This is a genomic window from Azospirillum sp. OGB3 (assembly GCF_014192915.1).
In the GTDB taxonomy this organism is placed as follows: Bacteria; Pseudomonadota; Alphaproteobacteria; order Azospirillales; family Azospirillaceae; genus Azospirillum.
Map to the genome: position 1 here is coordinate 16,251 of NZ_JACHYN010000032.1, position 13,627 is coordinate 29,877.

At 65.3% G+C, this 13,627-nt stretch carries 5 protein-coding genes and 4 pseudogenes; 7 read left to right on the forward strand and 2 right to left on the reverse strand.

Going from position 1 to position 13,627, the window contains the following annotated elements; translation table 11 throughout:
* Window positions 1–41: 41 nt before the first annotated feature.
* From FHW79_RS30705 to FHW79_RS30730, 5 genes are all read left to right on the forward strand, one after another.
* Complete coding sequence (locus FHW79_RS30705; RefSeq protein ID WP_183182428.1) at window positions 42–1,832, forward strand: hypothetical protein; 1,791 nt, start codon at window positions 42–44, stop codon at window positions 1,830–1,832.
* Window positions 1,833–7,652 (forward strand): DEAD/DEAH box helicase, encoded by a 5,820-nt coding sequence (locus FHW79_RS30710; protein ID WP_183182429.1) that lies wholly within the window; start codon window positions 1,833–1,835, stop codon window positions 7,650–7,652.
* A 901-nt stretch (window positions 7,653–8,553) separates the two neighbouring features.
* The gene (gene vsr, locus FHW79_RS30720; protein ID WP_211108561.1) at window positions 8,554–9,018 is read left to right on the forward strand and encodes a DNA mismatch endonuclease Vsr; all 465 of its coding nucleotides are present in this window, start codon (window positions 8,554–8,556) and stop codon (window positions 9,016–9,018) included.
* On the forward strand, window positions 8,967–10,148 hold the full coding sequence (locus tag FHW79_RS30725; protein ID WP_183182431.1) for a DNA cytosine methyltransferase: 1,182 nt from the start codon (window positions 8,967–8,969) through the stop codon (window positions 10,146–10,148). Before vsr ends, FHW79_RS30725 begins: the two co-directional genes overlap by 52 nt.
* Window positions 10,145–10,912, forward strand: a complete 768-nt coding sequence (locus tag FHW79_RS30730) for a GIY-YIG nuclease family protein (RefSeq protein ID WP_183182432.1) — start codon at window positions 10,145–10,147, stop codon at window positions 10,910–10,912. The genes FHW79_RS30725 and FHW79_RS30730 overlap by 4 nt, the downstream gene beginning before the upstream one ends.
* Window positions 10,913–11,076: 164 nt before the next feature.
* On the opposite strand, the pseudogene FHW79_RS30735 reads toward FHW79_RS30730, so the two are convergent.
* Window positions 11,077–11,301: pseudogene (locus FHW79_RS30735) on the reverse strand (transposase domain-containing protein); the annotation flags it as partial.
* Between FHW79_RS30735 and FHW79_RS30740 the strand changes: the two are divergent.
* A pseudogene (locus FHW79_RS30740) lies at window positions 11,291–11,506 on the forward strand (transposase domain-containing protein); the annotation flags it as partial. The pseudogenes FHW79_RS30735 and FHW79_RS30740 overlap by 11 nt on opposite strands.
* Window positions 11,507–11,563: 57 nt before the next feature.
* Window positions 11,564–12,790, forward strand: a pseudogene (locus tag FHW79_RS30745) (ISL3 family transposase); the annotation flags it as partial.
* 169 nt (window positions 12,791–12,959) lie between these two features.
* Here the strand turns inward: FHW79_RS30745 and FHW79_RS33095 are convergent.
* Window positions 12,960–13,390, reverse strand: a pseudogene (locus tag FHW79_RS33095) (transposase); the annotation flags it as partial.
* Window positions 13,391–13,627 lie beyond the last annotated feature (237 nt).

Genomic DNA, 13,627 nt, shown 5'->3' on the forward strand with positions numbered 1-13,627 from the left:
AATCGCCGGGGACCAAATTCGATTAGGGGAAAGAGTACGGAATGCCAGTGGACGTGTTGCCAAGGTACGAGGAAGAGGCGCGGAATCGGGTCGCGACGTTGCCGCCGTCGACGATCGAGAATTTCCTCGACCATCTCCCGGTCAAGAAGAGAGCTTCTGCCTACGCTCCGATACCACTTCGAGGCGGCTTCCGCGACAACAAGCAAGTCACGACCAAGGTCAGGCAGAAGCTCTTCGTCACGCATATTCGCGGCGCCGCCCGGACCAAGCCCGAGGCTCCGGAGTGGAGGGTGCTGGGCAAACTCTGGCGGTCGTATGGAGAGCAGCTACTCGGCGGGACATTCGGTTCCGCCCTGGATGTGGCCGCCGGAGCGCGCGAGGAGGATACCCCCGGCTTCGCCTTTTGCCGATTCCTTATGACGGAAGCCGGCGATCGACTTTGTCGGGAGGACGCCGAGACACTCATCCTGTTCTCGCCCTTTGCCGGCACCGACGAGATGAACGTGCTGGTGCGCTCGCTAGGCACCAGGGAAGAGCTCGAGGTCAAGAACCTTTACAAAAAGATACCGGCCGAACTGGACCAGCTGCGCGCCGATCTCGAGAAGACCCGCGCGGACCAAGCGGAGGCCGAAAAGCGTCTCTCGGAGCTCGAGACCACCACCGCCGAGCTGCGCCGACGCTCGGCGTCGGCCGACGAGGTCGCCCAACTAAGTTCTCGATTGGTCGACGGCGAGAGGGAGACGCAAGCGGCCATCGGTCGTATGGATGCCATCGCCGGTCAGGTGGCCGATCTTCTTTCGAGGCTCAAGGCGAGCGAAAAAGCGTCGACGAACGAGTTTCGCGAGCTCGGGGAGCGCTTGGATCGATCCGAGGCCACGGCTGGCGACGTTGGCGTTCGTCTCGCCGAACTCGAGGAAACGGCGCGTCGGCTGCGTGACGAGCTGACTGGCGGGCAGGCGATCGCACGGCTTAACCGCCTGGAGGCTCTGGTTGGCGTGCTCATGGGCGATCCGCCGGCGCCGGTGCCGGCGACGAGCGCCGACAAGATTCCGATGCTTGATCCCAAAGGCTTGGGTGCTCTTCTCTTTAACGCATCCGCCATCAGCGCCACGAGCCTCAATCCACTGCTGGTCCTCGACGCCGCCCTTCGTGGGCGGGAGCTTCCGCTCTTGCTTGGCTCCCTCGCCCGGGAGTTGGCAGAGTCCTGGATACAGGTTGTCGGCTCCCGTCGGACAAGCCTAGTGACGCTCGATCCGACGCTCCTCGCCTTCGAGGAGCTTTTTCCCCGCGGCAGCCGAGGACAGCGGGCGCCCCTCGCCCCTGCCGTGGCGCGCGCCTTGGCGGAGCCCGACCGAATCTCCATCGCGCTCTTCGACGATCTTGATCCTCCCTCCGCTGGTTTTTGGCTTCCTGAGCTCGCCCGGGCGCTACGGCGTCCGAGCGCCTATGGGCTACCATCAAACCTATTGGCAATCGCCGTAATGGACTCGCCGCCCGGCCAACTGCCGCTCGCAAGCCAGCGCCTGGGCGAATTGTTTCCCATGGCGCTTCCGGGCTGCAAACGTGCGACACCGAGGAAGCCGGTGGTGGGAGAGTTGCCTCTGCCCATGGTGATTGAACCGCTAAGCGTGGGGCGAGCCGCCCGGGTGAACGCGGTGAGGCGCGCGGGATCGCTCACGATGAGCCAGCAGGACGCCGACATCGTCGCGTCTGCCTTGCAAGGATACCTAGACACGATTGATGGCGCCCCCGCGCCATCTACTAACAACCAGCCACTTGCCTATCTGGGCGCGGCGTTACGGCTCCTCCAAGAAAACTCGACGGGAAGATAGATGCTCGACCCCATTGGCTCGTTCGATCGCGTGCGGGATTTCTTCGTCTCGTACTTGGACACCGCCTTCAAGATCCGGTCGCCCGACGTCGCGGAGGAGCGCCGGAGGCTTCTATCGACCGCTGGCCAGATGTGCGCCGAGCCGATGATCGAGCCGGTGCTTAGGTATCGAGCCGCTGAGAAGCGTCTCGAGAAGCTGGTTGCGGGCAACGAGTGCCTGTCGCACTTTTCCCAAGCCGCGCGCGAGGCGTTCGTGGAGCTCGCGGCGTCCGGCCTCTTCGACGGGATTCCGGCGGCCAAGCCAGGGCCTAGAATTATTCCCATTCACCCACCCTACCAGCATCAGTATGAAATGCTTGCGCGGTGTGTTCGCGCGGGCCAACCAGGCATCGTCACCTCCGGCACGGGTTCGGGCAAGACGGAGTCCTTCCTGCTGCCTGTGCTCGCCCAAATCTCGGCCGAGGCCGTCAACTGGCCTTGGCCCTCGGAGGAGCTCGGGCTCGAGGACTGGTGGCGGGACGAGAAGGCCGACTTCGTGCCAGCGCGCCGAGTGGAGGCCGCCGGACGACCGAAGGCGATGCGGGCCCTCATTCTCTACCCGATGAACGCCCTGGTGGAGGACCAGCTTACCCGTCTCCGCAAGACCCTGGACTCCGAGGAGGCCAGGCGAACCTGCAGAGAGCGATTCAACGGCAATCTCATATACTTCGGCCGCTACAATAGTGCAACGCCGGCCACGGGGTTCAATCGGCACCCCCACCGGGCGGGAGCCAAGGAAGAAATGAAGCGTCGGGCGAAGCGCATCGACGACACCCGGAGGCACCTGGTTCGCATTGAGGAAAATCAACGTCTGGCTCGCCAGCACGACGCTGACCGGCACCTGGCGGAGGAGACGCGCTTTCTCTTTCCGTCGACAGATGGCGCCGAGCTCAACACCCGGTGGGATATTCAGGAAACTCCACCGGACATTCTTGTCACGAACTCCTCCATGTTGAACGCCATGCTGGCGCGGCAGGTGGAGGATCCCATCTTCGACAAGACGCGCGCGTGGCTGGAAACCCACGACGACGCGTACTTCTATCTCGTCATTGACGAGCTGCACTTGGTTCGAGGCTCGGCGGGCTCCGAGGTCGCCGGGCTGTTGCGAATGCTCGTCAATCGGCTTGGATTGGACCATCCCGCCCATCGTCACAAGCTAAGGGTCCTCGCGTCGAGCGCGTCTCTGCCCGTGGAGGGGAACGGCGCGGAAGCCTCTCTACGATACCTCTGGGACTTCTTCGGCCAATTGGGCACCTTTCAGGCGGGAGGCGCCGGCGCGGCCGACCGGGAGTTCTGGCGGGGGTGCGTCATCCCGGGCTTGCCCGAGGTGCCCACGGCTCAGGAGAATGTTCCGCCGGCCTCCGCCTACGCCACCTTGGTCAAGGTCCTGGGAGGCGGCGATGGGACGGCCATCCTCGCCCCGCCCACACCCGAGGCGCTCGCAACGGCAATAACGCCCCTTCTACTCCCCGACGCGCCCCGCGACTTGGCGTCAGGGCTTAGGTTGGTCGCGGAACGCGCCGCCGCCACGCTCCTCGCCGCATGCGCGGGGGCCGACGGTCTTCGCGCGCGCCCAGCGAGCGAATTGGCGGGCCGGTTGTTTGGAGGCGACGCGATGGCCCTGCGAGGCCTTCTCGTCACTCGGGCATTGGGGGACCTCGTCCCGGTTCTATTCCCGGAGGCGGCAAGGGTGAGGCCAACCACCCCATCCTTCCGGATCCATCTGTTCTTCCGGGCTCTGGAGGGCCTCTTCGCCGCCCTGGACCGCAACGAGCATGGGGGGGCCCGGTTCGAGCATCTAAGCATCGAGCGCGGCGCGAACCTAGCGCCACCCGCCGCCGGGGATCGGCTGAGCCGGCGGCTCCTCGAGCTCGTCTACTGCGAGGCCTGTGGCGAACTGTTCGTTGGTGGAAACCGCTCGGTATCAGACGGCGGACGACCCTTCGAGCTCCTCCCGTCGTCCGCACGGCTCGAGGCGCTGCCCTTCGCTGCGGCGGGGACGGAGTTCGAGGAACTGACCCACGACGATTATGCCGTCTTCTGGCCCACGCGACGAGCGGAAGCGACGCTTCCCGAGGTCACGCCGCGAGGCGGTGATAGCTCGGCCCCGCGGTGGGAGCCGGCTTGGATCGACCCTCACAGCGCCCGGATTTCTCCTACCCGCACCAGCGAGCATGCGCTGCCCGGCATGCTGTTTCGCCGCAACGGCGGGACGAATCAAGACCACAGGGGAAGACGGAGTTGCGATGCAGGATCGGCGGCGCCCGCCGCTTGCCCAGCCTGCGGCACCTCCTACGCCCTGAGGCGCAAAGGCCGATCCTCGCCGATCCGCAACTTCCGCACCGGTTTCGCCAAAACCTCCCAATTGCTCGCGACCGAGCTGTTCGAGCTGCTCCATGCCGGTGGGCTCGGCCAGCCCCCGAAAGCAATCGCCTTCTCCGACAGTCGTCAGGACGCGGCGCGGGCGGCCGTCGACCTCGAAGCCAATCATTACAGAGATCTCGTTCGCGAGGTTGTCGCGAGGACGGCACGACGCCGCGTCGACAGCGTCGCGCGCGCGGACGAACTCGCCGCGCTCGAACGCGCGCTGGACGAGGCCGCCGCCGCGAGGCGCTTCGCCGAAGCAGCGAATATCCAGCAGAAAATACAGGCGCTCGCCGACAGTGGGGAGGCATGCGAGCCCCTGACCTCCATCGCCCACGATCCCAAGGCGACCGACTACATGAACACCGCCCATGGCGCCACCCCACCGCTGGCGCCGCTCGTGGGGGAACTGGTGAAGCTCGGACTTCACCCGGGCGAGGCGAACGTCTCGGAGGATGGGTGGCGTCGGCTATTTCGGCTGGTCGATGGCGAGGCGCGGTGGGCGCCGCCTGGAACGGCGCTCGAGGCCGACGCCACGGCGAGCGCGCGACGCGAGATCGTTAGCGCTCAGGAGGCGGCGCTACACGACGCGCTGTTCAACAAGTCTTATTTTTCTTTCGAGGAAGCGGGCCTTGGATACCCAAGCCTGTATCCCCGGGGCCATTACGACGGCGAGCGGGATAGCGACGACGCCATGCTGCGCGTCTTCGCCGACGCCTATCGCGTCAGCGCCTCCCAGTACGTCGATCCCCAGCAGATCAAGCACTGGGACGCGGCCGCCACTGACATTCCAGTCGGCAACAGGGCCCGCCGCTACGCCGAGGCGGCGGTGCCGGGGCGCGGTGACGCCGCCCTCGACGGATTTCTCGCCAGGCTGAACACTTTTGGCCACCCGCATGGCGTCGTGGACATCTTCCAGCTCGGGCTCAGGCTTAGCCGCGCGGAAGATCCTTATTGGCGCTGTCCCAACTGCGATCGCGCGCATTTGCACCGGGGAGCTGGCATCTGCACCCGGTGCCTCGTTCCCCTGCCGACCACCGCGACGGGCCAGGTTTCGGATCTATGGAAAATCAATTTCCTGGCGCGCCGAATCACCCGCAGCGATGCCAATGCGGGCGCCTTCCGCCTACGCAGCGAGGAACTCACCGGCCAAACCCGAAATGGCGCCGAGCGTCTCCGTCGCTTTCGTGGAATTCTGGTCGATGGCGACGGACACGACGACGCCCTCGCCAAGCTGGCACGGGAGATCGACTTACTCAGCGTGACGACCACAATGGAGGTCGGTATCGACATCGGACCGTTGCAGGCCGTGTACCAGGCCAACATGCCTCCCCAGCGGTTCAACTACCAGCAGCGCGTGGGCCGAGCGGGCCGCCGCGGTCAAGCCTTCTCGCTGGTGCTCACGGTCTGCCGCAGCCGGAGCCACGATCTCTACTACTTCAAGCATCCTCATCGCATCACCGGCGACCCTCCGCCTCCTCCATTCCTCGCTTCGGGCTACGAGGACATCCCCCTGCGACTGGCGCGCAAGGCCTGGCTCCAGTCTGCGGTTCGCCGGCTTCGCGACGAGGATGGCGCCGCCTATCCCGGATACGACCTAATGCCACCGGACATCCATGGCGAGTTTGTCTCGGTCGACGAATATGGCCGCGCGGACTCGCCATGGCCCGGTCGCTTGGCACAGGCTCTCGCCGCGACAACCGCCAACCGCGACACGGCGGTCGCCCTCCTTCTGGCCGGCGCCGCTCCCGACCTGATCGACAAGGTTCGGGCGAAGCTCGAGGTCGGCGCCTTCATGGAGGATCTCGGCACTGTGATCGACCGAGAGCCACGCTTCGGAATCGGAGTCGCCCAGGCCCTGGCGGAGGGTGGCTTTCTGCCGATGTACGGCATGCCCACGCGGGTGCGGCCCTTGTATCTCGGTCTCGAGCGGACCGAACCCGACCAGTACGAGTGGGACACTGCAGATCGCGACTCCGACCTCGCCATTTACGAGTTTGCCCCCGGAGCCACTCTGGTGCGTGACAAGCGGGTTCATTGCGTTGTCGGCTTCACGTCGCAACTGCCGACGCCACAAAAACGGGGCAAGTGGGTTCTTCCAAATCAGGAGGATCGTTCGAATATCACGGAGCGATGGGCCGTCGCGAACTGCCAAGGCTGTGGCGGGTGGACGGTACGCGAGGCGCCAGGAGATGCGGAGTGCGCCGCCTGTGGGGCTCCGCTGCCTCTCGCGTTGTTCCGGAGTTGCGTGTCCCCGGCGGCCTACCGGACCGACTTCGAGCCTTCGAAAGTCGACGAGGAGGAGCTGAGACTCGTCCGCCACCGCCTGGTCTGCGCCGAGGCTAGGCCGGTTGTCCCGGCGCCAATTCCCGAGTCCAATCTAGCGCTCACGCTGGAGCGGTCATCCGGAGTCCTTCGCCTCAATCCCGGATCCTTTGGTGGCGATCCCCTGCAGTCCCCCGGCTTCGACCTCGTGGAAGGACACGAGAAGGTGAAACTCAGCGGAGTCCATCTCGACCTGCATAATCAGGTCGTCCTGACCAATCACCCAAGGCCGGGACGCTTCTCCGAAGTCCAAGCCATTCAGACGTGGCTTGCGTCGAGGAAGGTCACCGACAGCCTCTTCCTCACCATGCGCGAGAGGAACCCCCACCTCGACCTGACACGGGTTGCGGGCGGAAACGAGTCCGTCGCTGTGCGGGCCGCCGCCCTGACCGCGACCTTTCTCCTTGTTGACCGCGCCGCCCTCGAGCTCGACGTCGATCCGGCGGAGTTCGAGGTTCTCCCGCCACGGATCGCGACTCTGGATGGCCAGTCCTGGCCAGTCCTGCAGATCGCCGATACGCTGGTGAACGGCTCGGGTTTGTCGCGATGGCTCGCCGGCCCCATGGAGCGCCCTCGTGCCTTGGAGCTTCTCGAGTCGATTGTCGGCGAGCCGACGGCTTGGCCGCTTCGGGAGTTCGGAAGGGCTGCTCACCGAGGGAAGTGCGACCAAGCGTGCTACGAGTGCATGCTTCGGTATGGGAACCGCGCCTATCATGGGCTTCTCGACTGGCGCTTGGGCCTTAGTTTCGCGCGCGCCCTGCTCGATCCCCTTCATGGCGTCGGCGGAGATGGACGCTTCGATGCGCCGGAGATGGAGGATTGGCGAGGCATCGTCGAGGAGGGCTTCCGCCGAGTGGCTCATGGAAGCCAGCAAATCGAATATGTAGACGGCGCGCCGCTTCCAGCAATCCGGGTTGAGCGGACGGGCGGGCCACTGATCATCGCGGCGCGGCACCCCCTTTGGAACGAGATCAATCCTCCGCCCATAATGCTGGATATGGCCGTAGCGATGGGCTCGAGGCTTCGCTGGATCGATAGCTTCGACTTGGCCCGTCGTCCCTTCCCGGTCATTTCCAACGCTTGCGCCCAATGAGGAGTTTCGACGTCCGGCCACCAAGTGGATCAGCGCTCATATCTGCCAAAATAACTCGGAGACTGAATAAATAATGTATAATCCTCTCGACCCCATCAATATTGGAGAGAATATTGCTCTGGCTTTCATCCGCCAGCTTCCGCGCCCCTTCAATGAATTGCGTGAGATTCAGGGCGCTGGTGGTGGGATCTATGGCATCTACTACGCGGGGACCTCTCCCCTCTATGCCCGCTATAGACAGTTCAACATGGAGAATGGCGCGCCGCAGGCTCGCCTACCGATCTACGTGGGATCGTCGTTCGCTGTTGGAACTCAACGAGGCATGCAGGACCTTGGCGACCCGGAAGGGGGCGCGCGCGCCCTATGGGGACGCCTGGACAGGCACCGCAGGAAGATCGAGGGAATAGGGGACCCTAGAGTTCCAGAGCCACTACGTATCGGAGACTTCATGTTCCGGTGCCTGCCGCTACACGACACGCACGTTGGCTCGGGCGAAGCGGCGCTCATCAGCTTCTTCCGGCCACCTTGGAATGGGCTCGGATTCGGCAGCAACCCCCCGGGAATTGGCCGTCCCGGCTTTAGGGCGCCAAACGCTTTCAAGGTGGCTCATTCGCTCTCGGGCGCGAACGCGGACCCCGGGGCGGTCCAAGCGGCGCTAGTCGAAATCCAACAACGCGTGGAGGACCAAGTGCGGCATGTGCTGCAGCCCCCAGACCCTCGTATCGAGCCCTTCATGCGGCTCATCCGAGCCGATCTTGGGATTTTTGGCGAGTAGACCGTGTTTTGGGGCGAGCGGACGTGATCCCGGAAGCCAATCGACCAGGAGCGGCGAACCCCGCTTGGCGGAACGAACCAGATCGGGTGCTTGTCATACCCTCGCGTGGAGAGCGGGAGCTGACACATGGTGGATACCCTCACGCCGGCGGAGCGGAGCGAACGAATGGGCCGGGTTCGGTCGCGCCACACGAAACCCGAACTTGTGGTGCGCCAACTCGTCCATGGCATGGGCTATCGCTATCGTCTGCACCGGCGAGACTTGCCGGGCAGCCCCGACTTGGTGTTTCCCGGACGCCGCGCCGTTATCTTCGTGCATGGCTGCTTTTGGCACCGGCACGATTGCAAGATGGGACGGCTGCCAAAATCGCGTCCGGAATTTTGGATACCAAAGCTTGAGGCAAATAAGGTAAGGGATAGGCTAAATTTGGGGCGCCTCGAGGCCGAGGGGTGGCGCGTGCTCGTTCTGTGGGAGTGCGAGCTGCGCGATTTAGCGGCGCTCGCGGAGAGGATCAGAGCGTTCTTAGGGGGACCTGGGGCATGCAATCGGTCGAGCTTTTCGCCGGCGCCGGAGGGCTCGGCATCGGCATAAGCCAGGCGGGCTTCACGCCAGTGGAGATCGTCGAGCGGGATCGCTGGTGCTGCGACACCATCTCGGAGAATCGCAGGAATGGCGTCGCTCCCGTCGCCAAATGGCCGGCCGCCGAACCCCGCGACGTGACGAAGACGAGTTTCACGACACACGAAGGCAAGGTCGAACTCGTTTCCGGTGGTCCGCCCTGCCAGCCGTTCTCGTTGGGAGGCAAGCACGCGGCCCATAACGATGCTCGGGACATGTGGCCAGCTGCCGTCCGCGCCGTCCGGGAGATTCGCCCCAAGGCCTTCATCTTCGAGAACGTCAAAGGTTTGACCCGGGAGTCGTTCGCCAGCTACCTCGCTTACATCGTCCATCAGCTGACCTATCCCGAGTTGGTCCGCACGGACGACGAGGCCTGGACCGATCACCTGTCGCGCCTGGAACGTCATCACACGGGCCATGCCGCCAGAGGACTGGCCTATCGGGTCGTCTACCGTGTCCTGAACGCGGCCAACTTCGGCATTCCCCAGCGACGCGAGCGAGTGATTTTCGTCGGCTTTCGCGAGGATCTTGGTATCGAGTGGAACTTCCCCCCGCCCACCTACTCGTTGGATGCTCTAATTTGGGACCAGGTCAATGGCGACTACTGGGAGCGGCATGGCATCGCCAAGCGGGACCGGGCCATGGATTCCCGCCTTTTGGCCCGGGGCAAGGCATTGAGGGAGAAGCCCGAGCTCGGTGCTTGGCGCACCACGCGGGACGCCATCGGCGACCTGCCCGATCCGGAGCTCCATCCCGATCTGGCGGCAACGCACCTCAATCATCGCTTCCAACCCGGAGCGCGCTCCTATCCGGGGCATACCGGCAGTCCGCTCGACGAGCCGGCGAAGACCCTCAAGGCTGGCGTTCACGGTGTCCCCGGGGGAGAAAACATGCTGGTCCGTCCCAATGGTGGCGTCCGGTACTTCACGGTACGGGAAAGCGCGCGCCTGCAGACGTTTCCCGACAACTACGCGTTCCACGGCTCGTGGAGCGAGACCATGCGCCAGCTTGGCAACGCGGTTCCAGTAGAGCTGGCGACGCTGCTGGCCCGCGACGTGCGGGCGCATCTATTGGCGGCCAACCATGCCGGGGGGCGAGCATGACGACTGGAGTTCCTGGCTATTCGGAATTCGAGTTTGATCTTCCCAGCGCCCTGCTTCGGAATCTCGTGACCATCCTGGACGCGATGCGCCCGGCGCCGCTCCACGCCGGTCACGTCAAGCCAGTGCCCGAGGAACAAGGCATCTACCAGCTGTTCCTCGACGACACGCTTGTCTATGTTGGGAAGACCGACGCGGAGGCTGGCCTGAACAAGCGCCTGACCCGCCACAGTCTCAAGATCCAGCATCGTTGCAACCTGGATCCCCGCCGCGTTTCCTTCAAGGCGGCGCGTATCTTTGTCTTCACCGCCGTCGACCTGGAAACCGACCTCATTCGCCACTATGGTGGAACGAAAGGGCTTGCATGGAACGGTAGTGGATTCGGGTCGAACGACCCGGGACGCGAGCGGGACACGACCAATAACAAGCCCGAGAACTTTGACTACCAGTATCCGATTGACATTGATCGGTCCGTCCAGATCCACGCTTCGCCATCGGACAGCGTCGCCGACTATCTCGCGCGTCTACGGGACCAGCTGCCATACACGCTCCGTGCGGAACGGGCCGGCGCCGGACGGCGGGCGCACGCCGACCTCGTGGCTACGCCAATGCCACCGACCGCTAGGGAATTGACCGTTCGTCAAGCGCTCGTTGCGGCGACGACCGCGTTGCCCCCGGGATGGCAGGCCACGAAGTTGCTAGGGTACGTGATACTTTACAATGAAACCAAGACCTACCCTCAATCCGAAGTCGTCGCCCGCTCCTAGGGCATGGCAGGGAACTATCCGCTCAGAACGTCGGTTAGGAAGAAGGCAGTTTTGTTTCGTCGGCGCTGACAGGAGTTGCGTAAGCGTCGTCTGGCGACTGCGGCATGAATGGATTGCCTGTGCCGTTCACTGTAAGCATCGTAAGAATTCGCTGAGTGCCGCGGTCAGGCAGCTTTCATCTGCTCGCGGATTGCCTTCCATTCCCAGGGCAGGAGTTCGCGCAAGCGGGTTTGGGGCATGTCGTTGATGCGGGCCAGCACGTCGGCGAGCCACGCCTGGGGATCGACGTCGTTGAGCTTTGCCGTGGTGATCAGGCCGTACATGATCGCCGCCCGCTGGCCGCCGCGATCGGAGCCGCAAAAGAGCCACGCCTTCCTCCCGATGGCGATCGGAAGACGCAACTGGATGTTCGCCGGCTCCGACGCTGGTGGGGAGCGCGCCGCGGCAATCTACACCATCGTGGAATCCGCCAAACTCAACGGCCTCGATCCGCAGGATTACCTGCGCCATGTGCTCGACCGAATCGCTGATCATCCGATCAACCGCATCGCCGATCTCCTGCCCTGGAACATCACGATTCCGGACCACGGGTGAACGGAGCCGGAGCCGTCAACCCAACTCCGCCGCAGTCGCCAGAAGACGCTTGCCTCCGAGCGCCTCGTCGACATTCAAGGCCACATTGCCCTCGCCCTGGGCGGCGAAGCCGGCGGGCGGCTCGTCGAGCGCCTCGCCATGCCGGTTTCCGCCGACACCCTCCTGCGGCTCGCCACCACAGCGCCGCGCATCGACGCCCCGGCGCCTCGGGTGCTGGGGGTGGACGAGTGGGCTTGGCGCAAGGGCCATCGCTACGGGACCATCCTGGTCGACCTCGAGCGCGGCAACGTGGTGGACCTGCTGCCGGATCGGGACGCCTCCAGTTTCGCCGCATGGCTGCGTGCGCACCCTGGGGTGGAGGTGATTGTTCGCGACTGGGCCGACGTTTATGCCGACGGCGCCCGCCAGGGTGCAGCGAGCGCGGTCCATGTCACCGACCGCTGGCATCTCCTGCGCAACCTCGGTGATGCTGTGCGCGCGGCGGTCGGCGCGCACCACGCTGCCGTCCGACGCGCCGCGACTGCTTGCGCATCGGCAGGCGCAGCTCCGGTCGCCCTGACGCCCACGAAGCCGTCGGCACGGAACGTGAGGAAGGCGGCTACGCACGCTCCCCGTCACGCCCGCCACGCGGAGGCCCGACGGTTGGCGGACGCCGGCGCTACAGTCAGCGCGATCGCCCGGAGCTGCGCCCTGGATCGCAAGACGGTACGGACGTGGCTGCGCGACGGTGGACCCGGCACCTGGGCTCGCCCGTCAGGTGGCGGGGGGATCCTCGCGCCGTACCTCGAGCACTTGGAGCACTGCTGGGCCGAAGGTCAGCGAAACGCCACCGCGCTGTGGCGCGAGATCGGCGGCCGTGGTTTCACCGGCGGCCGATCAACGGTGCGGGCGTGGGCCACGAACCGGCGCCGGACGTCTCCGGATACGCTGGATGCCGGACCCTCGAAGGCCGACACATGGAAACCTCCGTCCATCCGGGGCGTAGCGCGCCTTATGCAGGCCGACCGGAAGGATCTGGCGGAGGCCGACCGGATGTTCGTTGACACGCTGCTGGCCGATATCCCCGCGCTCAGCGACGTGCATGATCTCGCGCACCGCTTCGCCGCGCTGGTGCGCAAGCAGGGGACGGGCACCCTCGATGATTGGATGGCGGCCACCGCCGGGACATCGCTGGAGGGCTTCGCGTCAGGGCTTCGGAAGGACTCGGCGGCCGTTCGGGCAGCCCTGGAGATGCCCTGGTCGACCGGCCCGGTCGAGGGGCGGATCAACCGACTGAAGCCCATCAAGCGCACCATGCAACGTGAGCGCTGCCTTCACGCAAAGTACGGGAGAACCAGTATCCAGCCGGCACTGACAGGTGGTGCCGGTTGGCCTGCCGGGTCCGCTCCAGTTTGGTCCCCGGAAAGGTTGGCTCGACCGGCGGTGCGGCCCTCTGGACCGTCCCGGCGACGCTGCGGGCGGCGTGCCGGATCGCGCGGCGATGCCGACCGGCAACGGTCCGCAGAGCATCGCCGAGGTTGCGCAGCAAATGCCACCGGTCACAGACCTGCCGCGCCTGCGCAGCGCCCTGGCGGATGCCGTCGGCGAAGACGCCGGCCCGATCGCGGGCGACACCTCGACACCGGGACGGCGGCGCAGCCACGCGGCCACGCTGTCCGCCTGACGGTCCGGCAGCAGGTCGAGTACCCGGTTGCGTTCCAGATCGAGGAGGATCGTGCCGTAGCGCAGGCCGCGCCGCCAGGCCCATTCATCCACGCCGACCACGCGCGGCGGCGGATATGCCGTGATCGGGGCCGCGCGGATCATGCGCAGCAGCGTCTCGCCGCTGACTGGCATGGCGAGGCGACTCGCCAGGCGTGATCCGGGCTCGCCCCCCTGAGCCAGGTAACGTCCATGGGCGTGGTGGAAAAACGCCCATGAAGGACCGGGCTGGGGCCGGGCGAAGCCCTCACACAGCGTAGCCCGGCCCCAGCCCGGTCCTCCGCCTCGCAGGCGGTGTGAGCTGAGCTGATGTGGTGGACGGCCCTTCCACCTTCTTGAAACGGTGGCAAGCTGAGGTCGTCGAAGAAACCAGCTCAGAGGGGCCGTCCATGGGAGAGGTGGTGACGATCGGTCTGGACT

Coding starts and splice junctions, on each gene's coding strand:
- FHW79_RS30710 (WP_183182429.1), top strand. CDS start 1,833: ATGCTCGACCCCATTGGCTCGTTCGATCGCGTGCGGGATTTCTTCGTC.
- FHW79_RS30730 (WP_183182432.1), top strand. CDS start 10,145: ATGACGACTGGAGTTCCTGGCTATTCGGAATTCGAGTTTGATCTTCCC.
- vsr (WP_211108561.1), top strand. CDS start 8,554: ATGGTGGATACCCTCACGCCGGCGGAGCGGAGCGAACGAATGGGCCGG.
- FHW79_RS30705 (WP_183182428.1), top strand. CDS start 42: ATGCCAGTGGACGTGTTGCCAAGGTACGAGGAAGAGGCGCGGAATCGG.
- FHW79_RS30725 (WP_183182431.1), top strand. CDS start 8,967: ATGCAATCGGTCGAGCTTTTCGCCGGCGCCGGAGGGCTCGGCATCGGC.